Here is a 25,615-nt window from a genome sequence, read left to right as displayed (position 1 = left end):
GCGGGGGCTTATTCTTCTGTTGTTGCCTCTGTATCTTCATTTTCTGACTCAGTATCCCAATCAGAATCCTCCCAGTCTTCGACTTCCCAATATTGTGGATATTCATCATCTTCAATGATTTGTTCAGAAATTTGTTCAGAGGTATTCCAAATAGGAAATTCCCCGTACTCATCCAATTGTAACTCTATCTTTTTTCGCTCATCATCGCCTAGAAATTGCCAATAATTACAGATTAACTTTCCTCTTAAACTTAATTCCCAAAGACCTCCGTAATTATATTGAGCATTTTCTGCATGGCAAATATTCCCCACTTTCTGTGCTGAAGGAAGAGAATGGGCAACATATGGGAAAACTACAAGGAACAGTGCTAGATATCTCATCTGGTATCTCATCGTAAAGCGTGAAGATTTCGGTGTTGATACTACTTAATTGACTAGCTTAAACATAGAATAATATCTTTCTCACCATTTACTATTTTGTGCAATTTCTCTTCTGAACGGTAACAGAGTTTTCCATTAAATTTTAGGATCGCTTTTGGCACTCTTAACCTGAAGTAAAACTAAAAATAGAGGTGCACTATGTCTATTTCAACATCTTTAAGGAAAGGTATTGTTGTCCTTGTTACCTTATCTTGCTTGCCAGCACTTGCTTCAACAGAACAAGAGCAATTAGCCCAGGCAATTAAGCAACTGGAAGCGGCAAAATTATCACTTCAACGAGCAGAAAAAGTAGCTAAAGCCTCGCCTAAAACACGAGAATACTTTAACTATTCTGCTATTCACAGTGATATTGAAACCGTCAAAAAAGGAATTCAACAATATATCAATCCAAGCCGAGCATTACCTCGTGATCCGAATGTACTACGTACATTAAGTGATGATTATAGCAAATTACGGGGGCAGTGATGTCTTACTCCCCTGCGAATGCGTTTTCTGTTGCCAGCGGTATCGACCCTTTTAGATTGAAAATCATGATCGCCATTATTTTTCTTTCATTACTGCTCTTAGCCGTCGCTTGGGCATTGAATAGTGGTTATAAGGGATTTTCATTTAGAGATAAAAGTCCTTTTTCACTTTTAGTTTTATTTCTCAAAGGAGTGGCACTGTTAGCTTGTGTTACTTATTTCTTTATCTATTAGATTCGAGGTCTATTATGAACCGCATTAAATCTCTTACGAAACATCTGCATAGTCGTTATTTGGCTGTAATGCTCTTCTTCTGGGGTTCCCTCCAAAATGCATTTGCAGCCGGTCCTGATGCTTCCAAAATCCCAGACTTCCAAATTCCAGGCGTGGATAGTAATACCAAAGATCCAATGGAAATTATTTGGATTGTTCTGAAAGGTCTTGTCACTCTCGGAGCTGTTATTTTAGCAGCCGTAGCCATTTTGACAGTTGTTAAAGCATTGATTGGCATCTATAACGAAGCTACATCTGAAAATGGTAAAAAAGGTTGGGGACACTTTATTCTCGCCTTAATTATCGGCTTTATTGTGATTTTCTTCTGCTTGTGGTTAGTCAAACTTGCAGTCGGACTCTTCTAATTAAAATGTCTAGGAGACCAATATGTCAGAACAAGATACAACCATTCCTTTTCTTCCCACCCGCCTTAATCGTGAAGCTACCGTTTACGGTGGGATGACAGTTAGTGAGTTCGGCATATCTGCCGGATTAGGATTTATGTTAGGTCTGATTGTTGGTCTCTTCTTGTGGATATTAACTGATTTTTGGCTTCTTATTCCGGCAATGGCAATGTTGCTCTGCATCGCAACTGTCTTAATCGGAAAAGGTATTGTCGCTGCGGTTAAACGAGGAAAACCAGAGGCTTATTTAAATAGATTAGTTGAAAAGAAAATGGATGACCTCTTTAACGGTCATAAGTTTATAAAACGAGAAGGGTTTTGGTCTATTCGCCGATATAGAAGGAAATAACAAATGAGCCAGTTAAAAAGCCAATTACACGAAAAAGATAAACATATCAAAACGACTCGAATTTTTGCCTTCCTGTTTTTCATTATTATTTTGGTACTGGCAGGCGTAATCTATACTTTCCCAAGTCGCCTTACGATATACAACCCACCAGATCTGCGTGCTGGGAGCCAACGAGCTTGGTGGGAAATTCCTAAACCAACAATTTATGCATTCTCCTATCAAATTTTCCAGCAAATGAATCGGTGGATGACAAATGGCGAAGAGGATTATGAGAAAAATATCACCACCCTCAAACCATTTTTAACACCACACTGTGAAGCATTTTTACGACAAGATTATAAAGATCGTCTGCGTAACAATGAACTACGCAGCCGAACCCGTATGGTGTATGAAATTACCGGTAGAGGATATAGTGAAGATAAAGTTACCATATTCAGTGAAGATAGTTGGGCTGTCAATCTTGATTTAAGTGTGGATGAACATTTCCAAGGACAGCCGGTAAAACGAGTTTATATTCGTTTTCCTATCAGTATTGTGAGAATGGATGTCGATTCTGCTCAAAACCCTTGGGGATTAGGGTTTAATTGCTATCACTCCATTCCAAAACTCTTAGAAGGTGTTGAGCCAAAAACAGAGGAGAAAAAATAATGAAACGTCTACCAATTTTGCTCGTCTCTTTGCTTATAGGCTTCTCTGGGAGTAGCTTGGCTGATGTATTGATGAAATGGGAAAGAAAACCACTTCCTGTTGCGTTACAAGTGGAAAAAGAACGAATTATTTTTGTCGATAAAAATGTCAAGGTTGGTTATCCGGCAGAACTGGACGGTAAGCTACGAATTCAATCTACCGGTGGAGCCGTCTATTTAAAAGCATTAGAAACATTTCCCTCCACTCGCATAGAATTCCGTGATGTTACAACCGGTGAAATTTTTCTATTTGATTTAACAGCAGCTTCGAAAGTCGCTAATCCTGAAGAGGCAATTCGAGTGGTTTTTGACGGTACGGTAGAAAAACAATCTTTTTCAAGCAATAGAGATGATGAAAGCTCTGATCTGCCTATTGCGAATAGCCGTCCTCAGCTTCCAGTACCTGCCGCATTGACCCGTTATGCAGCACAATCACTTTATGCTCCACTACGTACAGTTGAACCTTTAGATGGTGTGCGTCGTGTGGCACATCGTCTACCTAAAAAAATTACCAAGCTGCTACCGGCTTATTCAATAGAAGCAACACCTTTAATTAGCTGGCAGTTAGACGAATATGTAGTTACCGCTATTCGTTTGCAAAATAAGGGTAACACTCAAATTACGCTTGACCCTCGAGAGCTTCAAGGACAATTTTATGCAGCGACTTTCCAGCATAATTGGCTTGGGGGGTACGGAGAAAATGAAGATACCACAACCCTGTATTTAGTGACCGAAGGCTATGCTAATAACGCATTAATTCCGGAAACCCGTCCAGTCAAACTAGTCAGTAAAAAAGTGAAAAGAACAACAAAAGTTGAAACTAAACCGGCTCAATCGGCGAAGTAGGAGGAAAGGCAATGAAAGCGAATAAAGCCTTATTTGTCATACTGGGCATTGTATTTATCTTAGTCGGTGGAATTGTCTATGCCTTATTTGGACGTAGTGAGTCAGTTCCACAACCGACACAACAGGAAATTTTAGATATTTCCATTAAAGATTTAACACCTGAACAAGTCAGAACAATGGGTATTCAAGGTGATACGCCGATTGATACGCTGCGTACCCTTGTGACAACCGTTAAATCCAATGAGCGTCGTATGGATGAGTTAATTGATGAAAATCGCCAACTCAAACAGAAAGAAGATTTAGTGAATGGTCGTATCAATGATGCGGTAAATAATGAAACCCGAAAACTGCAAGAGCAGATTGCAGATTTGAAAATGCAATTATTTGATATGGCGACTCTCGTTAATAACAAACCAACAACACAAGAGTCTACCCCTCAGGTAGAGGCTCAGCCTAATACGGTACCGAATAAAGGATTTGGAACAGCAGGAGATAAATTACCTATCGGTGGTGCAACTATGTCCAACGTGGATACCAGTGGAATGTATTGGGTAGAACCAAGCGATCAGATTAGTTTGGATGCAAGTGGAAAACCTGTGTCAGGCAATACAGTAGCAACTAAATTTGGCTTTCCGAAAGATTTTAATGGAGGACAATCTGCAGGAAATAACGAAAAGAAAGGTCTGCCGTTTTTCCCGGAAACAGATACTGTGACAAGCTCACAAGGAACGGCTGGAAACGCACGTGGTAAAAACCAGATGACATCAGTATATACCATACCAAGTAATTCAACATTCCTTGATTCAGTTGCAATGACGGGACTCATCGGACGTATCCCGATTGATAATCGAGTATCGGATGCTTATCCGTTCAAAGTACTTATTGGTCGAGAAAATCTCATTGCTAATGGTATTGAATTACCTGATGTAGACGGAGCAATTGTATCAGGTACTGCTACTGGCGACTGGACACTATCCTGTGTTAGAGGCAGTGTAAAAAGTATGACTTTTGTGTTCAATGATGGACGTATTGTGAGTACCTCTAATAAAGGGAATGGCGAAGAGATTGGCTGGTTATCAGATAGTTCGGGTATCCCTTGTGTTCCAGGAGAGCGGAAAACCAATGCCCCAGAATATTTGGGAACGAATTTCTTTTTGGCTGCTGCAAGTGCTGCTGCCCAAGGATTCTCACAGTCACAAACAACCACTGTTGTTGATGGAAGTAGTGTTGTTGGAGCTGTTACCGGCGATCAGGGTAAGTTCATCTTAGGACAAGCTATCGGAGGCGGCTTAAAAGAATCTGCTGACTGGTTTAGAAAACGTTTTGCTGAAAACTTTGATGCTGTATATGTGCCACCGGGTCATCGTGTCTCTATTCATATCGAGAAAGAGATTGAAATCGATTACAACGCCCAAGGTCGTAAAGTGAAATATGGCTCAAAATCAACGAATTCACAACTGGATTAGAAGGAACAAACGATGAAACATTTATTTTGCATAATGATAAGTGCCTTATTGATAACAGGTTGCACAACATCAACAGAAGAATTATTACCTACTAACGGCAGTACGATGCGGGATATTTGGGATAAAGGAGCGAGTAATAACGATCTACACTTATACCGTTCACAACAAGGGCGAACACTTGACCCTGTCGATTATATTCCTAATAGTGAGCAACGAGCCTATACCCGTACGGCAGAAAATGAAATTAATAACTTGTTCCCTCGTTTACCTAATCCGGATCTGATTATGTATGTGTACCCACATCAAACTCGTTCCGGAGAGCCTCTCAGTATTCCAGGATATTCTACAGTACTACCTTTCTATGGACGAGTTCAATATGCTCAGCCGGGTGATAGAACAAGAGGGCTTTAATCATGTCTTTTTTAAGTGAGGTATTTTCCTCTTTCAAACCGACTAAAGCAGGGGTTATATCAAGTGAACCAAATGAAAATACCGGTGAGTCTGACATCATTCAAAATAAAATGAGTGAGGTAAATAACGAGGTTCAACAATTAAAACGCAGTGGAAAACTCACCCAGTCACAGCATCACCGTCGGTTATACTCACAAGAGCCCTCCTTTATCGATCATCTACCTTGGGGAGAATATTTGAATGAGCACGGTGTGATACTCCTTGATGATGCCCGTAGTGTTGGGGCAGTATTTGATATTAAGCCGATTGGTACTGCTGGCCGTAGTATTGAATTTTTAAGTCGGATACGTAATCTTGTCAAAGATGCCTTGCAAGACAGCTTTGATGAATTGGATGTAAATCCGTACGTTGTTCAATTTTATTGCCAAGACAGCGATGATTTACAGCCTTATATTGAACAGCTACGAAATTATATCTCGCCTATCGCTAAAAATAGTGCATTTAGCGAAGAATGGTTACGGGTACAAGCCAAGCATTTCAAGGATATCGGTAAACCAGAGGGGCTTTTTATTGATGAGCGAGTGACAAATACAGCTTGGTCTGGTCGTATACGTAGTACCAAAATGGTGATCTATCGGTATGTTGATAAATCCAATGACACTAATGAAAATCTGATTGTCGAGCAGCTGAACAATGCTTGTTCTCGCATAAATGGAGCTCTAACAACTGCTGGATTACAATTGCAGCGACTGGATGGCGAACAATTTCGTCAATGGCTGTTACGTTGGTTTAATCCCAATCCTTCTATTAATTTTGAGGGGTTAAGCAACAATGATTGCTACCATCTCTTTGGTAAACAAACCTCAAATGACGGGCTTCCAGAATTAGCGTTTAACGATTTCAGTGAAGATTTATTTTATTCTCAACCGAAAAATGAAGGCAACTATTGGTATTTTGATGACCAACCGCACGAAGTTGTTGTAGTCAATAATTTGAGGAAACAACCGGAAGTGGGGTTGATGACTGGCGAGATTACTCGTGGGCGTAATATCAATGCATTATTTGACTTGTTGCCGGAATCAACCATTATGGCAATTACCATCGTCATCCATCCACAGGATAAGTTGGAGGCACATTTAGAAAAAATTAGTAGTCGAGCGGTAGGTGAAAATTTTGAGTCGAAATACCTAAAAGAAGACTGTCAAACTGTACAGTCTTATCTTAAAGAGGGGCATAAACTCTATCAAGCAGCTATTGCATTTTACGTTCGAGGTAAGGATGAAAAGGAGCTACGTACCCGTTCTCGCCAGTTGAGAACGATTCTGCTCAGTAACAACCTAGAACCCGTGAAGGAAAATGCAGAAATTGCCCCACTTAACAGCTATTTGCGTTGGCTACCAATGAATTTTAATCCGCAGATGGATGCCAAATCACATTACTACACGAAGTACTATTTTGTACAACATTTGGCAAACTTATTACCTATCTTTGGCCGAGATACCGGGACTGGGAATCCGGGGATCACTTACTTTAATCGAGGAGGAGCACCATTTAATTTCGACCCATTTAACCGTAAAGACAGAACCAAAAATGCTCACAAGCTATTATTAGGTCCAACCGGTTCGGGAAAATCAGCTACGTTATGTGGGCAATTATGTCAGGCTATGGCCGTTTATCGCCCACGGACTTTTGTTGTTGAGGCAGGAAATTCATTTGGTTTATTAGCGGACTATGCAGAACGTTTCGGACTGACTGTAAATCGCATTACGTTAGCTCCAAACAGCGGCATTGTCTTACCACTCTTTTCAGAAGCACATCGTCTATTGGATATGGAATTAAACCCGGAAGATGTGCCGGAAGACATTGAGGATAACGATGACACTGATGATGAAGGTGATATGCAACGAGATTTATTGGCCGAAATGGAGCTGACGGCACGTTTGATGATCACCGGAGGTGAAAAGAAAGAAGATGAAAAAATGAGCCGTGCTGATCGTGCTGCTATTCGTCGTGCCATTTTAAATGCAGCTCGCCAAACCAAATCTGAAGGCAGACAAACGCTGACTGAAGATATTAAAAATGCTTTGGAAGCATTAAGTCATGATGAGCATACTCGTGAAGAACGGCGTACCCGTTTAGCAGAAATGGCAGAATCATTAGAAATGTTTTGTACCGGTGTAAATGGGCAATTTTTTAATCGAGAGGGGGCAATTTGGCCGGAGGCTGATCTAACCTTAGTTGATTTAGCTATGTTTGCCCGGGAAGGCTATGAAGCAGAGTTGGCCATTTCCTATATTTCACTCATTAACCATATCAACAGTCTTGGTGAAAAATACCAACACAGTGATCGGATGATTCTGAATGTAACAGATGAATCACACATTATCACGGCCAACCCATTATTAGCTAAATTCCTAGTTAAAGGCTCAAAAATGTGGCGTAAACTAGGGATTTGGCTATGGCTTGCTACTCAAAATATGGATGACTTCCCGAATGAAGCGGCGAAATTACTCTCAATGGTCGAATGGTGGGAATTGTTGAATGTGTCTGCCAGTGAAATTGATGAAATCAATCGTTTCCGGAAACTGTCAGAGGCCCAGAAAACGATGTTGTTATCTGCCAAAAAATCAGATCGTAAATATACCGAGGGCGTGGTATTAGCAACGAATATGGAAGCTCTATTCCGAGTTGTACCGCCTAGCTTATTTTTAGCTTTAGGAATGACTGAAAAACATGAAAAAGCAGAACGTAAGCAACTGATGATGCAGCACGGCTATACCGAACTCGATGCAGCTTTAGAGGTTGCAGCTCGGATTGATAAAGCAAGAGGAATACACTAATGAATAAACAACATTACCGTTTATTTAATGCAGGCCCACAAAAATCCTCATTAGGAGTTGTATCTCCAGCGGTAGAAACTCAATTGCTTGGATTTTGTGAACAAATTCGCCAACTCATCGGCGTTGGGAAACAGATTACCTTATTCCCTCATCGTGTCGTGCAAAATCACTGGGCTATCGAACTTTCTGGTGAGCAGGGTTCTGTTCACTTATTACTTAATGTGACGGGGCGTTCTTTGCTACCAACTTCCAATAACAGTGAATGGTCAGCTCGTTTAATTATTGAAATAGCTGATCATGTGGATGCTTATTGGTTTTCGGCATTCCTTACTCAGTATCTCGGTTTGAAAAGTAATCTTTTACCCTTATCCACATCAATTGCGGATAACTCTGTGTATAACGAGGTAATAGATAATAATGAAGTCTGATACAACAAAGCCTAAAATGACAAGGGTTATTACTGTATTAAAAATAACCTTGATGATCATCGGTATTATTTTATTACTACTCGTTGTTGGCTGGTTGGCAATGACCTATTTTCCTTCCACAAATTTTCAAGCGTGGTTCTATGAAACCCGCTATGCCTGGTTGGGATGGCGATTTGTTTTATATGTAGCTATTTGGCTATTGATGGTACAACTTAATCGAAAAGGGCAAATGCCATTAAAAGCCAGGTTAATGATTTTATCTGTCATCCCAATTATTGAGGGACTTAATTTACTGTATCTACTTTAAGGAGGATGAGATGACCTTTACCGTAGATAGTTACTTAGAATACTTTCTTACCTTACTGGCTTGGATCATCAACAACAATATTTTCGCTGTATTGGTTCAAACAGGGTTGTTTGTTCTGCCTCTCATTTTTGTCTTAATCAGTACGTGGATGGAAGTCAAAAAACAAGGTGAGGACGAAGGTAATAAAGGGGATTTACTTATTACTTGGCTCAGCCTCAAATTTTACCCGGCGATGTTTGTCGTTGTATTGGTCTTAGCTCCAATGATACCGATCAACCTGAATAATATTGAGTTGAATGTAGAACGTTCTAAAGCCTGTGGTTATCGTGTTCCAACTGCACCAGAGGATAGTGGTTATAACCAAATGAACTCTGAATTGGGTGATCAACAAGCGAGAGTCCCTATCTGGTGGGGATTATTTCATCAAATCAACAAAGGGGTAACACACGCCTTAACAGCTTCAATTCCCTGCAAACCGGATTTACGTCAAGTTCGTTTTGAAGTTCAACACGAGAAAATCAATAATCCAGCATTATTGACAGAGGTTCGCTTATTTGTACAACAATGCTATGTACCGGCACGTCAGAAAATTCAAAATAGCCAACTTTCATTGAGCCCAGCACAGGTTCGTGAGACTAGCTGGTTAGGTGGCCGTATTTTGATTGCAAATAGCGAGCTTTATCCCCGTTATCGAGCCCAACAACCTCATAGTCTATTTCCCTATAATGCTTCTCGGGATAATGGATTGCCGAATAATGGAGAGGGTGGTTTTCCAAATTGTGCAGAGTGGTGGGATACGGCGAATAATGGTTTAAAAGATCGTTTATTAGATGATGTAAAACAGAACTTCTCTGCAAAAGTGATTGATTTTTTCAGCAGTAAAGAAAATTCCGATGAATCCATACTTCGTACCGTATTACGAGCTGAGAATATGGATATTTCGAGAGGGAAAGTTTATCCCGGGTATGGGGGAAATTTAGACAGATCATTTACAAATGAAGTGACTAAAACAGCTTCAATGTTTGGTCTGTCATTAGGCAGTATCGGAGCATTCCCTGCTTTTGATTCGATGCGGCAAGCATTACCGATGGTGCATTCATTTGCATTAATGGCATTGATTATTCTCACGCCTTTAATTATGGTTATGAGTGGTTATTCGTTAAAAACATTGGTTACGCTAACTTTTGTGAATTTCGCATTAGTTACACTCACATTTTGGTGGGAACTAGCTAGATGGCTTGACTCTTGGTTGCTGTCGGTCCTCTATGATTCAGGCACACATAGCAGAATAAACCCTTATTTCCTTGAAAATACACAAGACGATATTATTGTGAATTTTGTGATGGGTTCTATGTTCTTGGTCTTACCAGCGATTTGGCTAGGCAGTATGTCTTGGGTAGGAGTAAAAATGGGAGAGTTTGCAAGTCATTTAACTACTGGTTCTAGAGACTCTAAAACAGCGGGTTCCAAGATAGGGAAATAATCTAACAACTGAATAATAGAGTGGTATATACCACTCTATTTACTTTTACTCATCAACACGGTAATTACCTAGATATATACCTGGTCCATCATACCCATATTGATATTCATCATCTTCTTGTTCTTCATCATCAGAAAAAAGTGATTTTAAATCTGTATCTTTAGACGATATTTCTGAATTAGCCATATCTTTATATTCACTATACAAAGAAATATGCTTATAAGCCCATATTCTGAGAATAAAGAAACCCAAGATAAATAGAGGCAATCCTGCAAAAATTACCGCAAAAACGACCACTTGTTGAATAGGCTTAGGTAAAAATGCAGTATTCTGTTTGATAAATTTAACTGGGTTAGCGAGCTGCTTTCCGAAATCGATAAATTTCATAGCTCCTCCAATTATTCTAATTAGCTGATTTTCAGCTCAGTATGATAATTAATTAAAGTTGTATATTCAAATTTATGATCTAATTTATAACCGTTTTTATGTGCAGTGATATATTCACTCACATATTTCTTAAATTCACGAACAATTCTACGCTCATTACCTTGGATATTCAACAATTCTGATTTGTTTTTGAGCTGAACGGTATCTGTTTTTAAATAGCTTTTATCTGTCAGTAGAATGGCTTTTGAGAAATCAATTCCTTTAAATTTGCCGTATTCCTGAGGATTAGGTATCGTTTTAATTCCAACTCCTTCTCTTTCAGGTAAATTAGAACGCAATGGTAGGGCAAAATCTAAATTTTTAACTCTAACTAATAGAACACAGTATGGGCGAGTCTCTTTAAGCAAAATTTCTTTCAGATGTGGAGCGACATCAAGGTAAAACTGCTCAGATAAGTATCTAAGTTCAATATTTTGTGTTGTAATATCCATTTTATATCCTAAGCAAAACCCCTTAAATCTTACGACTTAAGGGGCCTCATCTACCGAGCTTTGTATTTTTTAACGTGGGCCGGCTCTGGCACCACAATAGTTCATCTACCGAGCTTTGTATTTTTTAACGTGGGCTGGCTCTAGCACCACATCTATATAATAGAGTATGGGGGATGAAAAATCAAGCCATTCCCCCATATTATTGAATTATCGCATTACAAGGTATTCATTAAATGAACATCAAACTTATAATAGATTTTTTTGTAAGGATCACAATCTACAGAGCCAATGCTTGGTTGATCATTATCACGGCTAATCGTTGCTCCAGGCTCAATAAACTCTTTTGAGTTACCATTTGGTTGAACAAACCCAACTACATACTTCAAACCATCATTTTTCAGTTCTAATGCATACGTGGTAAAACCTGATCCTCTAGCGATAATTGAGCCATCGTTGGTCACCGCTTTTTTGATTGGGTTTTTGAAGATAGTTTTATCATACGAATACTCGTAATCATTTCCTACCCGTTTAACTGTGAGAGGTTTACCTTCTGTGCTGGTACAAGAAAATACCACATTTTTATCCGTTGCAAATGCTGAAGTTGTACAAAGTGTAAGTACAGTAATACCTAATAATTTACGCATAAATGTAACTCCTTATGAGGTTAATTTTTACCGAGAATATAGTCAGCTTCCTGATTCCGGCGACGTGCATTGATGCCATTATTATCAACTTGGCGATTTCTGATTGCAGTAGCTAAAGCATTCATATCACCACTTTGAGCTGATCTTCTGGCTGCATCAAGTACGCTTTTTGTTTTAGCAAGTGAACCATAATTATATGCATAAGACACTAAAACAGCTTGAGCGTTCGGCGGTAACGCATTCCAATTTGAATCTCCAAGCTCTTTTCTCACATTATTTGCGAAGATAGCTGTTCGGCGGGCCAAATCACGCTCTGCATCTTCTTTGGTAATGACCGTATCTTTGGTTACTTTTACGATCGTACCATCAGCTCGGGTAATTGTATCGGAACCATATCCTACTCGATGAGCATTTACATCCCATTGAGCCTTAGAGATAAAGCCTTCAAAATTACGTAGTAATCCTGTTGCTTGATCCATCGTTGAACCGCTGATTTGTGCGAGTGATGGGAAATTTCCACCTACACCTGAACCACCTCGATTTGGCAGATTAGGTATGAGAGCAGCTACATTCGGAATATTCGGGATACTCAATGCAATATTTCTACGAGAGAGGTTAATATTAGAGCCTGCCTCTAAATCAGTTAATGCAACATTACCGTTTTCAAGTCCTTGAACACGTTTATCCAGACTGTCTTGAGATAAACTATGAGCACCAGCAAGAGCTTCTCGTTCGGATTTGCTTTGCAAAATCACCGAAGCCGTATTGCCGGTGATCATTTTTTGCATATCCATTTCTAGTTTTACTTGGGAAATTTCACGGTCAATAATATTGAGTACTCTTTCCAGTTCTACTTGTGCATCCGCATTTTGAGCGACATTTGGCTCACGCATACCAGCTAAGACTGCTCGCCGAGCCAGGAGCATTTTTTCCATTATCTTACTAGTCGCAATTTCTGCAGATAAGCGTTGGCTTAATACCTCAACATCAGGATCATCTCGAAGACTCTCAATAAGCCCTCTTGTTACTGGTACAGTAGTTGAACTCAAATCAGCTAACAATTCAGCCTTAGGCACATCCATATTCAGTACATTCTCTAATTTGACAATAGTACGAACATGTTCTTCCTCAATTTCCGGACTCAAGCCTACACCGGCTTTTGAGCTGGTTTTAGTGCCACAATCCTCTTTACAAGTCGAAATAGATTGTTCACCAATAATCTTAGTTAAAAAATCGGCTGCTGTTTGTGGATTATCCCAAGTTTGGCAAAGATTCCCATCACAGCTTGAACCTGAAATTGTACTGGTATCTAAGGCATTACGTTTGTTCAGTAAATTAAACCCAGCTTTGACAACATCGCCAACAACATTGATAGCTTCTTGGTTTTCCCCACCTTTTTTCTGACCTCCTATCCAAACTCGCCCATCTTTCCCTTTTTTATCTTCCAGGTCTTTTTGAGCTTGTTTTGCATCAGGTTGAGAGGAGGTAATTTGCTTATAGCTTTCTAAATCAGCTGCTTGCCCCCATTTTCCTCCCAGTGTATGATCTGCTAAAACTTTGGACATTTCTTCACAACTGGTTTTAAGACGGTTGAAATCCAGCTTACCTTGGTACATACCATTTGTGAGTAAATCGTAGAGTTGAGGGTTGGCCCGTTGCAATACCATTGCAGGCATACTTGCAACCGCACCTTTCGCTGAATCAATGACATTCCCCATTAAATCTTTAAAGCCGTCTTTGAGACCGTTTAAATCATTTTTAATGGTCGTTTTAATATCAAAATTACCACAGGTTAAATTCGCTTTCCAACCAATTCCTAAATCAACAACTTTGGTATTACCACGACTAGGTGGAGCCATATAACCCATTCCACCGCCGATTTGGTAAAAAACACGGTCTGAAATAATCGAATCCGACTTACTAAATTCCAGTTTATCCGTAATCGAATCGGCATAAGATAGTCCTGATACACTTGATAATAATGCTGTCGTGATCCGTAAGTGGGATTTTTTGAAGTTAAAGTGAGATTTCATTATTGCTCCCAATGTTATTAGTGTGACCAATCAATACTGTAAAGGAATGTTTGCCCACGGCGTTTGCAACAACTATAAGGTCGCCATAATGCCCAAGCATAATCACCTTGATTTGAAATTTGAGAAGAATAGGTATCTGTTTGCCCTCCATTAGGAAAAACAGAGCAGGTATTTGACATTTGAGGGTAAAGTATTTGCCATTTATGTGTTCTTGCTTGTCCCTCTTCGACCGGTCCTGGAGGCCATTCTCCTGCACCACCTGTTTTGGCTGCTGGGAAATAAATGTGTGGCTGAGCTGTTCGGCTCACAATGTCTGCCACTCTCTGCACAATGGTCGCAGAGGCTTTATAATCGTGTGCTTGGGTTACCCAACCGGAACGTGGGTAAATATTTCCCCAGCTATCGCCTACACGGCCAACTTCCCGCATTCCCGGAGTCAGAGCTTCCGGGTAAAACATTTCCGGCATATTTTCACGCCAGGCAAAAAAATCCAGCCCACTCAAAAAGTAAGGCATAAATGGCGTAGTTTGAGTTTTACAATAGTACCCCGTATTTCCTAATAATTGACCGATAGCTCCTTGTGGGTGTCCAAACGCATCCGCATTTTTGAAAGTGAGTTGAGAGTATTGGCGTTGTGGAGAACGGTATTCTCCACCTTTTACACCAGGATTGAGAGCTTGTAATTCTGTCCATGGCGTTTGCCCATCGTGGTTATAAGATGAAACAACCATTTCAGGTAAATAATGCTTAATTTTGGTTGATGTGCGAACCTTACATCCAAAGTAGGTACAAAATAACCAAAAACAGGTTCCAACAACTTTATATTCCAAACAGCTTGTTGAGGCACTTGATGCAGCAATGGAAGCGGTATTCAATGAGGCTCTGGCTGGTTGAGGATATAAGGTTGTTGGGACAGCTAAACTGGCAGAGATCAGTATCGTAAGAAACGTTTTTTTCATTTTGATTCACCTTGTTGTTTAACCCATTTATGCCATTCATCTAATGCTTTCTGTACGTCAGTCGTACCATAAATCACACTCGGAGAAGATTGTGGATTATCAAAAAACACCGCAGGTACTTTCTTAATGCCATTTTGCCATCCACTGATCACGCCTTGATAAGCGTCTTTTAATTGTTGCTCTTGGGCTTTCCAATCTGCTGAATTAAAGAATGCACGCATTTCTTGTTCGGCAATCTCTGGTGATTTACTGAGGTTTCGACTGATTGACTCTTCAAAATTCTCTACTTGGTCAAGATAATAAATCTGGGAAGCAAGTTGTGAATTTTGAATAGGGTACATCTTTGTGGTATAGACGATGATATTGGGTTGTGCTTGTGCAAGGGGCGAAAACACACCTGTTACTATACTGCAATATCCCAGAAATCTACTTACTTTCATCACGCTCTCCTCCCGAACAAATAAGCAGAAAATTAGCGAGATTTTTATGTTGAGGATAGGAAAAACTCTTTTCAAAAAAGAGATATTTTTTGAACAAAAAAACGGTTGATTTTATTGGAGGAATTCGTATGATATTAAGCATTAAGACGCTGTAGATACAGCCCTTAAAAGTCGCATAACTCTTGAAAAGCGGCGGCTATCCTTAGAGGTAGTTGAGTTATTTACCCAAAATGTCTCCCAGCATTCTGAAAGGGAACTCTGCAAATTTGCAGGAATGCTACCTACACACCTACCTTCCGAGGGATATTTCAATTCCCTTGGAATTGCGATCTCCTGAGGAATTTTATTCACTTAACTTTTAGGAGAACTCGCTATGAGTCAACAAACCGCAGGATGGGATGTTATCCCGTTTGAATCATCCAAAACCGTAAAACCTTCTCTTTTTTGGAAACTTGGCAACAAGCTAGGTAATATTTTTGTTTCAGCGAAACATAAAGCCAAAAGCAAGTATGTTGAAGTCACCAAAGGCATCAATCAACGGATTGCTGAAGAAGATGAAATGCGAGCCTTAGAACTGCAAATGTGCTTAGACGAACAAGCAGCCGAATATGAACAGGAAATTTCCCGCATTAAGCGTAAGATGTTTTTCTGGACTTTGTTGGCTGCCATTATTGCCTTTGTATGTGGTATGGCTGCCGTTTTTGGTACTCAGCTCTCTTTAATCTAATTTAACTCACCCATCGGGGAAATGTTGTTTCCCTTAAGGGGAATGCATTTCCCCTTATTCTGGAGAAATGTATGTTAGTTCATATTAGACTTTCCTGTATTGGAGATGTTTTACCAACTAAACTTAATGAATGGACATCAGAGCATCAAGCCTTACAGCAAGAAATTAGTCATAGAGCTTTAGAAGCGTGGCAAAATCGAGATAAGGACATCAAAAGCGTGCGATTTATGCAACAAATGCCGTCTCGGCAAGGACTTAATTTTCGCTTTCTGAGTGTGTCCGAGCAGAACGGCAAGCTAATTGTTAGTCGAGCATAGGCAACTTCATATTCACATCCTATTCTTATACCTCACAAGGGGAGGCATTATCCCCAGAGGGAAGTAATGTTTCCCTTTTATTTTTTAGGAGAAACATTATGGCTCGTAAAAAAATTCAATATACCGAAACAGATTTGCACTTATACAGTGTACTTTGGAATTTACGCCATGCACATGATCTATTCAGTGTGAAATTAGAGCGTGAGACCAAGTTTGGCAAAGCATTTTCTGTTTTTTCTCGCTTTGATGTCTGCCCGTCTTATGGCGAGGTTGATATTACTTACCTTGTTGTTAAAGCAGGAATTCGCAAAACCCTGAGAGGGTTTGCTTATGTTGGTGGAAACGGGTTTAGTCATAGTCGTCATTTGATGAGTACATTTATGTATCTTGTCAGAGAAATCTTGGTTGAACACAATTGGATTTCGGAAACAGAACTCTATGATCAACCTATATCCGTTTATAAATTCAGAGCGATTAACTTCGATAAGTGGTAATCAATCTTTCACCCTTTCGGGAAACACAATTTCCGGAAAAGGGTAATGTGTTTCCCTCTAATTTTAGGAGAAGCGCAATGTCTGGCTCAGTCTTAAACACTTATTTTAAACACGCTCTTGTTAAAGCTGGTTTTCCTAATTGCTTAAACATTGAGTATTCACTTTCTCATTGTCAAGGCGATGGCGTAGCATTCTACGGTAGGCTTAATACGGAGACGTTAATTAATCTTTTCAACAAGCTAAATCCTCAGAAACGCACACAAAAAATGTTTTCTAATCTGCTGAATCACATTGAATCTTGGGAGCCTCACTATGGCGTGGATTTTGAAATCATACGAAATAGTTTTGGGTACCGCTATTCGCATTGTAATACGATGGAGCTTTCTGTTAGAACAGCAGATGATTTGGCATTTTTCTATGATCGTGATGCCCGAAAAGAGTGGTATTTCCCTACATCAAAAGTGGAAAAATACAAAGCCCTGTGGGATGGATTTATTCAAGATTTAGGTCAGTATATTAAAGATACTTCCTGTGCCTTAGAATCGAATGGCTATCAGATTATTGAGGCCTCACCGTATCAGACGGAAACTATTTTCAAATTTAACACGGAAAACTATCTGATAGAACTTAAACGTAAATCCTCTGAATTTTATTCAGAGTCTGTTGATTGGCTATGTGGTGATGTCTGCGATTTTGAGGCAATGATAGAGGAAATCCTACAAGGGAAACTTTGCTATGCTGATTTTGTAGCAACCGTTACTGATAAGGAAAGTGGCATTCAACTAGGTAGCGATGAAATTACAGGCGTAAGCTATTCGCCGACAGACCATTCATTGAGTGGTTATCGACAAGAGCTTATTAGTAATGCTATAGCTTCTGCTCGTAGTAATGCCGCACGTTTTGCCTACTTGCATGCCTGATTTGTAGGTTTTTTATTTCAATTTGACCGCTTATCGAGATTGTTTTTTACCCTGTGGGGAAATATTTTCCCTATAGGTAAGATGTTTCTCCACTTTTTTCTTTTGGAGAAACATTATGAAACACGATTTAGATTTACTCAAATACATCTGGGATAACCGCAATTTAAATAATAAAGCCTACCAATACCTATTTCACATTTGTATAGAGCCAATGAGAAAAGGAGATTGGAATCGTTATACAATTTGGCTGAATAACAACGGTAATTTAGTTAATATTTCTGCTGTTGTATATGAAATTGTGAGCTCTCAACAGTTAAAAGATGATATTAAACTTTGGCAGGATATGCAGTTTCATTGTCGCCCAGTAAAAGTTGAAACAACAGGTTTTATTTCATTTCTATTACATCAGTTTTTCAATGGAATCACCCATGTTTTGCTGGAGCAGGGAATGATTACGGAAACAGAAGCTGCGGAAAAAAGTTATCACTTTATTGCTGCTAATAGCTTTCAACGTTTACTTTAATGGATCTGAAATAATGTAACTTTGTATTACCAAAGTAATTTTCGATATGAGGATTATGTTTAACTTGAATCAATACTGATTAACAAATTATCTGTAGTTACTGCATTATAGGCAGTTCTACTGGTTTTGATGAACCTAGAAAAACTATCTCTGTTGAGATTTTAAACCACCCATCGGGGAAACTAGTGCCCGATAAGGGTAATAGTGTTTCCCCATTTTCTACCTGAACTTTGGAGAAACACTAATGAACACTCAAACTAAATTTGATTTATACCAACATATCACAGACCGAATTGTTGCAGCACTGGAACAGGGGACTGCACCATGGTTAAAACCGTGGAGTCATCCAGAATGTAATATGGCATTACCTCGTAATGCGGTCTCTAACCGATTGTATTCTGGTATCAACACACTATTACTCTGGATTGCTACCGCAGAATACGGTTACAAACAGAGTAAGTGGATTACAGCAAAAAAAGCTAACGAGCTCGGCGGATATATCCGTAAAGGTGAAAAAGCTACTGTTGTAATGAACTACCGTCCTGATAAGAGAGAAAAACTTGATGAGGAGGGAAATATTGTGTATGACGAGGAAGGTAATCCAGAAATTGAACAACACTTTTTCATTAAGAAGCACAATCTGTTCAATCTAGACCAGTGTGAAAATTTACCCGAGGAACTGTACGATCCTATATCAGAACCTAAACAGCCTACATCGGATCCAAACCAATACGAGATTTTTGCTGATATTCGGCAGATTATCAAAGGAATGGATTTACACGTGGAAATGAAACCGAGTAATCGGGCATATTATCAACCCAGTGCAGATTTAGTTGTAATGCCGGAAATAAAACAGTTTGAAAATGCTCAAGCGTTTCATAGTGTGTTATTGCACGAAATGACTCATGCAACTGGTGCTGCTAAAAGGCTCGATCGTGAGGGTATTACCTCCGGAAAAGCAAAATTTGGAAACAAAGTCTATGCTTTTGAGGAGTTGGTTGCCGAAATGGGGGGAGCATTTTTGTGTGCCTACCTTGGATTTGATACGGTACCTCAAAATGCGGCATATATTGAAAGTTGGATAAGAGTTATAAAAGAAGATAAACGGGCTATTGTCCGGGCTTCTGGTAAAGCTCGTGAAGCTTGTCAATATATGTTAGATGCATTAAATATCTCACAGCTGGCTGATAAAAACGAGGTCTTTGAAGAAGCAGCTTAACTCTTTGCTGAAAGGTACTTTCAACACAATCTTTCATAGTAATACATAATCCTTTAGGAATTATGTATCGATTATCTTTTAACCCTTGGGGTACATTGCCTCAAGGCAAGTGTACCCCTACTTTATTTAGGAGTACATTATGCCAAACTGGTGTGAAAATAAACTACAAATTTTTTGCGATTGTATCCAAGCTAAACAAATTATTCCTAAGCTTTTCAGAAAAACTGAAAGTGATAAATGGTGTTTAGACTTTGAATTACTCGTTCCAATGCCAGAATCAATCTGCATTGAATCAAGTAGTCTTGGTGATAGAGCAATGGAATTTCTAAAAATTTCACCAAATAGACGTTTAACACGCCCTCTACTCAAAAAGTATATCTATGGGTCCGAAATTGATCGGATATATGCTAAGGCAAAGCATCATCGCTGGGATGTAGGTCATTTTATCAACTGGTTGATAAAACGTCCTGAACAACAAAGTATATTATGGCTAAACCTCGCATTAGGCCAGCAATATCTGTCTAACCTAGCTCAACATGGTTACAAAGATTGGTATGACTGGTCAAATGAACAGTGGGGCTGTAAATGGAATGTATGTTCAGATAGCTGTCAAGTTAGCTTTAATGATAATGGATCTATTAATTGCCTATTTGATACGCCATGGGGACCACCTGATGGTTGGTTCCAAGCACTTTGTACTGCCTTTCCTGACATTGAGTTTATACTTTCATTTTTTGAGCCGGGAATGTGGTTTGCGGGCAAATATATCGCAAATCTTGATGGCTCATACTGCAATATTTACATAGATGATAGGGGTATTCGCAGTTTTGCTGAGGAAGTCTTTAATGAAGAATTTGAAGATGAGTTCGAAGAGAAACTTGAATAGCCTTAATTAATTTTTCCACCCTAGGGGTAATTCCCTAGGGGGATTACTCCGTAAACTTTAAGGAGTAGTCTAATGGAAAACTTTGAAAAGCAATTTATCAGCTTATTTCAACGTATCGCACCACATTATCGACGTTCAGAAGTGTTTTATGATTTTATTACACTCTCTGCACTTGATATGTACCTAGTAACGTATCGAGATCAAGCAGAACCTAATTTGCGAGAACGCTTTGCTCATGCTAAGGCACGATATTCAGATTCTGAGTTTACTCAATTAGCAGAATTGTTAGCTGTTACGGTGAATGCTTTAACACAAAAACGCTATGATTTCTTAGGCTCAGTATTTATGAATCTCAATCTTGGTGATGGTTATAGAGGGCAATACTTTACACCATCTCACATCGCAGATCTAATGGCGAAAGTTACACTACAGGACTGTGATAGAATCATCTCACAACAGGGATTTGTTACTTTATCAGAACCAACTTGTGGTTCGGGTGTAATGGTGATTGGTTGTGTTAATGCGATGTTTGATGCGAAATACAATCCCCAACAACAACTTTGGGTTCATTGTCAAGATGTTGATTTTACAGCTGCCATGATGTGTTATATCCAGCTATCGTTATTACATATTCCTGCTTGTATTGTAGTTGGTGATACGCTATTGAATGAAACAAAAATTCAAATGTATACGCTGGCTCATTTGATGGGAAATTGGTCTCATAAACTGGAGCAACAAATTGCACCACTTGTAAATAGCACTACTGAGAAAGGCTGTGGTAACAATATAGAAAAATCAGTGATAGTGGAAGATTTATCTCAAATCTCAATTTTAGATGAAATTGATGATAATGAGCTAATATTTTACTAACAAATAATAGCCGCCTTAGAAATAAGGTGGCTAAATTATTTTATATCAGCAACTGAATTTTCACTTGAATTGTCAAACCAAGTGCAACGTTTTTTTGAAGTAAACTTCATAAGGTGTTTTCCAACCCAAACATTTACGCGGTCGTAAATTCAGTTTATTGACCACCTGTTGAATATCAACTTCGCTCCACTGATTGATGTCTTGGTGCTTCGGAAAGTATTCACGAAGTAACCCATTTGTATTTTCATTCGTTCCCCGTGTCCACGGTTGATGCGGCTCGGGGAAGTAAAATTCTACACCCAGTGCTTCTGTTACCAAACGATGTTGGGCAAATTCTTTACCACGGTCTGGCGTAATTGACCGCAATATATGTGAATCCAGCAATTCAATCATGTCTTTTTGGACTGCTTCGGCTTTTTTGGCAGGAATTTTCTTCACCAACTCAAAACGACTTTTGCGTTCCGTCAGCGTCAGCAAACAAGCTCCACCCGCTTTACCCAGTACGGTATCGGCTTCCCAATGTCCAAAGCGACTGCGATTTTGCGCCGAAATGGGACGGTCGTTCAAATGGTTGGATATCTGAATTTTGCCACGTTTTTCATGATGATTTTTTGTATGCCGTGTTTTGCCTTTGTGGCGCAGTTTGCGACTGGCTTTGCGTTCGCCTATATCAAACAACCCTGAATAAATACCACGATAAATGGTTGAATAACTAATGGATAATTCAGATTTTTCCAATTTTAATCGTGCGCTGATTTGTTCGGGCGACCAGTTTTCTGTCAGAAACTTTTCTTGCACCAAATTGAAATATTCAGGCTGCTCTAATTTGCGCTGTGCTTTGCTATTTTGACGATGCTTCAAATAGCTGTTTTGTGCGTTCGTTGCACTGTAGCTTTCTAGAGCGTGTCGTTTCAGCTCGCGAGAAATGGTGCTGGAGCTACGTCCCAGTGCTTTGGCAATTTCTGCTTGTTTTTTGCCCTGTGCGAGTAAAATCATTATCTTTTCTCGCTCGTTTATTGTAAGATGTCGGTAGGAAGTACTCATCATTTGGAAGTGGTTTTTGTGTGGAAACAAAATTATATTCTAGTTGATGAGTACTTCTTTTTTTGTTGCACTTGGATTGTAAATTCAGCCTATAAATAAATAATTTCTGTTTTATCTTCTAAATGAACTGATTTTATACCAATAATTTTGTCACCCTTAGGAAAATTATTCATGGTCCTAAGATTCAGTAAAGATTGTGGAATAAATAAGTGATCGTCATTTATCAATGTGAGAGCAAAGACTCTGGTTTTAGTTCTAAGAGCTTTATCAAAAGAAAGGTTTAAATAAATTGCACCCGATGACAAAGTTATCTCTGGATTAATTAAAAAATCGGGGCTGACGTAGACTAGCATACTTACTAATCTACGTCAGTCCCTTATTTTATCTATGTAGCATCATTTCTACAACGAATTGACATGTTTTCTTAGCATTTCAGGATCATTGTGAATATATGTTAGAGTTACAGTGAGATCTTTATGTCCAAGTAATTGCTTCACTGCATAGATATCCCCTGATTGCTTTAGGACTTCTGTTGCAGTTGTATGTCGGAATCGATGTGAAGTTACTGTAAATCCTATAAATTCAGAAATATGGCGAAAAAAATGAACTAGTTGTCCTTCTGTCATTTTCTTATTTCTTGATGTAGTAACTAATGAAAAGCGATTAATGTTAAATAACTGCTCATCTGAACTAGTGCTTCTAGCTCTTGATTCTAATATCAATCTTTTTAGGTATGGATATAATTTATCTGAAATTGGAATTTCATGGTGTTCATGATTCTTATTGGTTTCAGCTCTTATATTTATAATTTTGCTTGTCATATCGATATCAGAAATTTTTAGCTGTAATAGCTGGGATTGTCTGATAGCTGTATATTTTAAAGTGTAGATTAAAGCTTTAGTAAAATAAGCAGGTTGTAAATAATGAGGTAATTTCTCCTCATTTTCCAAAGAGATTTCTAAAAAATGGATTTGCCTTTCTGTTAGTAGTTTTTTCTTTGGCTTATCAGGTCTTACCATAAGGCCTTTAAATAAATTTTTAGGGTACTCAAATAGCTCATTATCTATAGCATAATTAAAAATAGCTTTAAGATGTCTGATATAACTATTCCAAGTAATTGGGCTCATTTTATTGAGGCAATACTTTCTCCATTCTAATAAGTCAAGCTTAGATATTTGTTCAGGTTCTTTATCTGGATAAAATTTAACAATCTGCGCTATTACATTTTGATAAGAACGTATAGTGGCAGGTCTATGATTCCGTTCTAAGAAAAATAAATGCAATAATTGTTCAAAACTCATACAAAACCTCATTTAGATAAGCGATCTTCAAATAGCACTCAATTTAATGTAGACTAGATCTCCTTGAATTAGCCTTGATCTTTTAAGTTAAAGTTAATTCAATTTAAGTTAAATTTAACTTAAATTTAAAATAAAGTCAATGAGGTAATATGAAAGAATGGTATACTCTTAAAGAGCTTTTAGATGTAGGAGGGCTCCCTTCAACACCACAAGGTATAATCTTATATGCTAAAAAAGATAAATGGCGTAGACGGCGTGTCTCTGGAGTGAAAGGTAATGTTTTTGAATACTACGTGTATGATATGCCAGAATCTGTACAAACTAGTTTAGGAGTAACTAAGGAAACTTTGGCATTGAAACAGGAATTGATAGATGATATTCAAAAAGAAAATGAAAAATTTCTAAATCAAATACTTTCTGATATAAAAAATGTTTTGCTCAATAGTGGGGTATTGAGAATTAGAGAAAGATTAAGCATTACTAAAGAAGAAGAAATTTTATTAAGCTATTATAGAAATAGCTCAGAACAAGATAAAACGACAATTCTTCATATGGTAGAAAGACTATCTAGAGCATCTAAAAATTAGATGTAAATCCCTTAATACTATTAATGATAAAGCTCTGTATATCGCTAGAATAAATTTAGAATATTTTCCCCTATGTATTCATAAGATAGTAAGATATGCTTCAAAATAAGCTAAAAGATATTTTTTAATATATTTCTAAGCAAGTAAGCCTTTCTTAGGTACTATATAGATTTTGATATACCGCTGTTACTCAATTAATGAAGAAACCGGAAAATATCTATGTCATTCAGAAATTGTCAATGCATAATGATATTAGTATTAAGCTCTGATATATTGAGTATGACATAGAAATGTTGAGAGAGTTTATTATTAGAGAGGATATCGCCCTTCTATACTTCATACTTATGGGATTATATCCTCTGTATTTCGTAAATATAAACCGTGAATACGTCCATTATGATGATCAAAGTTATTCTTTATAAGATCGTAAAATGAGCTATCATTATGTTCATAATGCCTAAATATGGCATAGGAAACCAAATCAGCTAATAAATTAATCTTGATGACTTTGAGTCAAGAAACAGCGGAGCTTCTGAGAAGTTCCTGAGCTTCCCATAAGTATGATCACTATCCTTAAATGTTCTTGCAAGTGCCTTAATTGACTTCTCCGTTGATGATTTATCAAAGATTGAGCTCCTTTGAGTATTGCCTTGATAATGCAAATGCCCAAGATTGTGAATTTACTCTGATAAAATAAAAATGGGAGAATATAATTTCTCTTATTCTTTTTTCTATAAGTAGATGATTTCTGTTTTATCTTCTAAATGAACTGATTTTATACCAATAATTTTGTTACCCTTAGGGAAATCATTCATGGTCCTAAGATTCAGTAAAGATTGTGGAATAAATAAGTGATTGTCATTTATCAATGTGAGAGCAAAGACTCTGGTTTTAGTTCTAAGAGCTTTATCAAAAGAAAGGTTTAAATAAATTGCACCTGATGACAAAGTTATCTCTGGATTAATTAAAAAATCTATAGAACTTAAAACAGACAACTTTTGGAATGTTGTGCCATCATTTTTTATATAAACCTTATTTAGGTCTATTTGTTTTAATAAGGCAAGATTAAAAAATTCACTCGCACCGGGTTCATAATATATTCCGCACAAGTGCATAAAATTGCTTCTTTGAAAGATAACGGATGTACTTTCTTTTTCAGTACTATATATCATTTCTTTACTAAGAAAATGATCTTTGAAAAAGATTGCGGCATTTCTTATATGCTCTAAATTATACTCAAATTTTTTCAAGTCATTAATGCTTAGTTTTTTGTATCCAGTAAATTTATTAGTCATATTTGCTTCTTTCATAAAGTATTAAGCCCACAATTAAGTGGGCCTAAATGTTGGTTTATTCTGGTGTCTGCCACCGCTAGG

At 38.2% G+C, this 25,615-nt stretch carries 31 protein-coding genes; 21 read left to right on the top strand and 10 right to left on the bottom strand.

What is annotated here, in order from left to right:
• Nucleotides 1-8 precede the first annotated feature (8 nt).
• Nucleotides 9-380, bottom strand: a complete 372-nt coding sequence (locus HSM_RS08785) for a hypothetical protein (RefSeq protein ID WP_021265447.1) — start codon at nucleotides 378-380, stop codon at nucleotides 9-11.
• Between the two features lie 198 nt (nucleotides 381-578).
• Here HSM_RS08785 and HSM_RS08780 point away from each other — a divergent pair, with 198 nt between their 5' ends.
• From HSM_RS08780 to HSM_RS08725, 12 genes are read left to right on the top strand one after another with little or no spacing between them, the layout of a single operon-like run.
• Nucleotides 579-905: an integrative conjugative element protein, RAQPRD family gene (locus tag HSM_RS08780; RefSeq protein ID WP_006248892.1), complete on the top strand. Its 327-nt coding sequence runs from the start codon at nucleotides 579-581 to the stop codon at nucleotides 903-905.
• Complete coding sequence (locus HSM_RS08775; protein WP_014325829.1) at nucleotides 905-1,138, top strand: DUF3262 family protein; 234 nt, start codon at nucleotides 905-907, stop codon at nucleotides 1,136-1,138. Before HSM_RS08780 ends, HSM_RS08775 begins: the two co-directional genes overlap by 1 nt.
• A 14-nt stretch (nucleotides 1,139-1,152) precedes the next feature.
• Nucleotides 1,153-1,542, top strand: a complete 390-nt coding sequence (locus tag HSM_RS08770; RefSeq protein ID WP_006248894.1) for a DUF2976 domain-containing protein — start codon at nucleotides 1,153-1,155, stop codon at nucleotides 1,540-1,542.
• 22 nt (nucleotides 1,543-1,564) lie between these two features.
• Nucleotides 1,565-1,930, top strand: coding sequence for a TIGR03750 family conjugal transfer protein (locus tag HSM_RS08765; protein ID WP_012340829.1), 366 nt, complete (start codon nucleotides 1,565-1,567; stop codon nucleotides 1,928-1,930).
• Between the two features lie 3 nt (nucleotides 1,931-1,933).
• Entirely contained in the window at nucleotides 1,934-2,578 is a 645-nt protein-coding gene (locus HSM_RS08760) for a PFL_4703 family integrating conjugative element protein (protein WP_012340828.1), read from the top strand.
• The gene (locus HSM_RS08755) at nucleotides 2,578-3,462 is read left to right on the top strand and encodes a TIGR03749 family integrating conjugative element protein (RefSeq protein ID WP_012340827.1); all 885 of its coding nucleotides are present in this window, start codon (nucleotides 2,578-2,580) and stop codon (nucleotides 3,460-3,462) included. The genes HSM_RS08760 and HSM_RS08755 overlap by 1 nt, the downstream gene beginning before the upstream one ends.
• 11 nt (nucleotides 3,463-3,473) lie before the next feature.
• A complete protein-coding gene (locus HSM_RS08750) occupies nucleotides 3,474-4,928 on the top strand; it encodes a TIGR03752 family integrating conjugative element protein (RefSeq protein ID WP_012340826.1) in 1,455 nt (484 codons plus the stop codon).
• 12 nt (nucleotides 4,929-4,940) lie between these two features.
• Nucleotides 4,941-5,339, top strand: coding sequence for a TIGR03751 family conjugal transfer lipoprotein (locus HSM_RS08745; RefSeq protein ID WP_012340824.1), 399 nt, complete (start codon nucleotides 4,941-4,943; stop codon nucleotides 5,337-5,339).
• A gap of 2 nt (nucleotides 5,340-5,341) precedes the next feature.
• Complete coding sequence (locus HSM_RS08740; RefSeq protein WP_012340823.1) at nucleotides 5,342-8,179, top strand: conjugative transfer ATPase; 2,838 nt, start codon at nucleotides 5,342-5,344, stop codon at nucleotides 8,177-8,179.
• The gene (locus HSM_RS08735; protein ID WP_012340822.1) at nucleotides 8,179-8,607 is read left to right on the top strand and encodes a hypothetical protein; all 429 of its coding nucleotides are present in this window, start codon (nucleotides 8,179-8,181) and stop codon (nucleotides 8,605-8,607) included. The genes HSM_RS08740 and HSM_RS08735 overlap by 1 nt, the downstream gene beginning before the upstream one ends.
• Nucleotides 8,597-8,914 carry a hypothetical protein gene (locus HSM_RS08730; protein ID WP_012340821.1) on the top strand — a complete coding sequence of 106 codons (318 nt, stop codon included), beginning with the start codon at nucleotides 8,597-8,599 and terminating at the stop codon, nucleotides 8,912-8,914. The genes HSM_RS08735 and HSM_RS08730 overlap by 11 nt, the downstream gene beginning before the upstream one ends.
• A 10-nt stretch (nucleotides 8,915-8,924) precedes the next feature.
• Entirely contained in the window at nucleotides 8,925-10,397 is a 1,473-nt protein-coding gene (locus tag HSM_RS08725) for a conjugal transfer protein TraG N-terminal domain-containing protein (protein ID WP_012340820.1), read from the top strand.
• Between the two features lie 45 nt (nucleotides 10,398-10,442).
• On the opposite strand, the gene HSM_RS08720 is transcribed toward HSM_RS08725, so the two are convergent.
• The 6 genes from HSM_RS08720 to HSM_RS08695 form a co-directional block, all read right to left on the bottom strand.
• On the bottom strand, nucleotides 10,443-10,784 hold the full coding sequence (locus HSM_RS08720) for a hypothetical protein (protein WP_012340819.1): 342 nt from the start codon (nucleotides 10,782-10,784) through the stop codon (nucleotides 10,443-10,445).
• 20 nt (nucleotides 10,785-10,804) lie between these two features.
• Nucleotides 10,805-11,275 carry a type III toxin-antitoxin system TenpIN family toxin gene (tenpIN, locus tag HSM_RS08715; protein WP_012340818.1) on the bottom strand — a complete coding sequence of 157 codons (471 nt, stop codon included), beginning with the start codon at nucleotides 11,273-11,275 and terminating at the stop codon, nucleotides 10,805-10,807.
• 215 nt (nucleotides 11,276-11,490) lie between these two features.
• Nucleotides 11,491-11,919, bottom strand: coding sequence for a hypothetical protein (locus tag HSM_RS08710; RefSeq protein WP_012340817.1), 429 nt, complete (start codon nucleotides 11,917-11,919; stop codon nucleotides 11,491-11,493).
• Nucleotides 11,920-11,939: 20 nt separating this feature from the next.
• Nucleotides 11,940-13,952 (bottom strand): integrating conjugative element protein, encoded by a 2,013-nt coding sequence (locus HSM_RS08705; RefSeq protein WP_012340816.1) that lies wholly within the window; start codon nucleotides 13,950-13,952, stop codon nucleotides 11,940-11,942.
• Nucleotides 13,953-13,969: 17 nt separating this feature from the next.
• On the bottom strand, nucleotides 13,970-14,911 hold the full coding sequence (locus tag HSM_RS08700) for a TIGR03756 family integrating conjugative element protein (RefSeq protein ID WP_012340815.1): 942 nt from the start codon (nucleotides 14,909-14,911) through the stop codon (nucleotides 13,970-13,972).
• On the bottom strand, nucleotides 14,908-15,351 hold the full coding sequence (locus tag HSM_RS08695; RefSeq protein ID WP_012340813.1) for a TIGR03757 family integrating conjugative element protein: 444 nt from the start codon (nucleotides 15,349-15,351) through the stop codon (nucleotides 14,908-14,910). The genes HSM_RS08700 and HSM_RS08695 overlap by 4 nt, the downstream gene beginning before the upstream one ends.
• A 373-nt stretch (nucleotides 15,352-15,724) precedes the next feature.
• Between HSM_RS08695 and HSM_RS08690 the strand changes: the two genes are divergently transcribed.
• The 8 genes from HSM_RS08690 (at nucleotide 15,725) to HSM_RS08655 (ending at nucleotide 21,307) form a co-directional block, all read left to right on the top strand.
• Nucleotides 15,725-16,078, top strand: coding sequence for a hypothetical protein (locus tag HSM_RS08690; protein ID WP_012340812.1), 354 nt, complete (start codon nucleotides 15,725-15,727; stop codon nucleotides 16,076-16,078).
• Nucleotides 16,079-16,149: 71 nt separating this feature from the next.
• Nucleotides 16,150-16,395, top strand: a complete 246-nt coding sequence (locus tag HSM_RS08685) for a hypothetical protein (protein ID WP_012340811.1) — start codon at nucleotides 16,150-16,152, stop codon at nucleotides 16,393-16,395.
• Between the two features lie 98 nt (nucleotides 16,396-16,493).
• Complete coding sequence (locus HSM_RS08680) at nucleotides 16,494-16,889, top strand: hypothetical protein (protein ID WP_012340810.1); 396 nt, start codon at nucleotides 16,494-16,496, stop codon at nucleotides 16,887-16,889.
• Between the two features lie 77 nt (nucleotides 16,890-16,966).
• Nucleotides 16,967-17,809: a hypothetical protein gene (locus HSM_RS08675; protein ID WP_012340809.1), complete on the top strand. Its 843-nt coding sequence runs from the start codon at nucleotides 16,967-16,969 to the stop codon at nucleotides 17,807-17,809.
• Between the two features lie 115 nt (nucleotides 17,810-17,924).
• Nucleotides 17,925-18,332 (top strand): hypothetical protein, encoded by a 408-nt coding sequence (locus tag HSM_RS08670; protein WP_012340808.1) that lies wholly within the window; start codon nucleotides 17,925-17,927, stop codon nucleotides 18,330-18,332.
• Between the two features lie 244 nt (nucleotides 18,333-18,576).
• Nucleotides 18,577-19,551: an ArdC family protein gene (locus tag HSM_RS08665; RefSeq protein WP_012340807.1), complete on the top strand. Its 975-nt coding sequence runs from the start codon at nucleotides 18,577-18,579 to the stop codon at nucleotides 19,549-19,551.
• A gap of 139 nt (nucleotides 19,552-19,690) precedes the next feature.
• Nucleotides 19,691-20,437 carry a DUF1281 family ferredoxin-like fold protein gene (locus HSM_RS08660; RefSeq protein ID WP_012340806.1) on the top strand — a complete coding sequence of 249 codons (747 nt, stop codon included), beginning with the start codon at nucleotides 19,691-19,693 and terminating at the stop codon, nucleotides 20,435-20,437.
• 72 nt (nucleotides 20,438-20,509) lie between these two features.
• Complete coding sequence (locus HSM_RS08655; RefSeq protein ID WP_012340805.1) at nucleotides 20,510-21,307, top strand: N-6 DNA methylase; 798 nt, start codon at nucleotides 20,510-20,512, stop codon at nucleotides 21,305-21,307.
• Between the two features lie 72 nt (nucleotides 21,308-21,379).
• Here the strand turns inward: HSM_RS08655 and HSM_RS08650 are convergent, their stop codons facing one another.
• Both HSM_RS08650 and HSM_RS08640 read right to left on the bottom strand, forming a co-directional pair.
• A complete protein-coding gene (locus HSM_RS08650; protein ID WP_012340804.1) occupies nucleotides 21,380-22,354 on the bottom strand; it encodes an IS30-like element ISApl1 family transposase in 975 nt (324 codons plus the stop codon).
• Between the two features lie 398 nt (nucleotides 22,355-22,752).
• Nucleotides 22,753-23,652, bottom strand: a complete 900-nt coding sequence (locus tag HSM_RS08640) for a tyrosine-type recombinase/integrase (RefSeq protein WP_012340803.1) — start codon at nucleotides 23,650-23,652, stop codon at nucleotides 22,753-22,755.
• Nucleotides 23,653-23,801: 149 nt separating this feature from the next.
• On the opposite strand from HSM_RS08640, the gene HSM_RS08635 reads away from it, so the two are divergent.
• Complete coding sequence (locus HSM_RS08635; RefSeq protein ID WP_012340802.1) at nucleotides 23,802-24,239, top strand: DNA-binding protein; 438 nt, start codon at nucleotides 23,802-23,804, stop codon at nucleotides 24,237-24,239.
• A 731-nt stretch (nucleotides 24,240-24,970) separates the two neighbouring features.
• Here HSM_RS08635 and HSM_RS08630 read toward each other — a convergent pair.
• Nucleotides 24,971-25,549 (bottom strand): PBECR4 domain-containing protein, encoded by a 579-nt coding sequence (locus tag HSM_RS08630; protein WP_012340801.1) that lies wholly within the window; start codon nucleotides 25,547-25,549, stop codon nucleotides 24,971-24,973.
• Nucleotides 25,550-25,615 lie beyond the last annotated feature (66 nt).

Source organism: Histophilus somni 2336, assembly GCF_000019405.1.
Taxonomy (GTDB): domain Bacteria; phylum Pseudomonadota; class Gammaproteobacteria; order Enterobacterales; family Pasteurellaceae; genus Histophilus; species Histophilus somni.
This window is presented reverse-complemented; position numbering and strand designations above follow the sequence as displayed.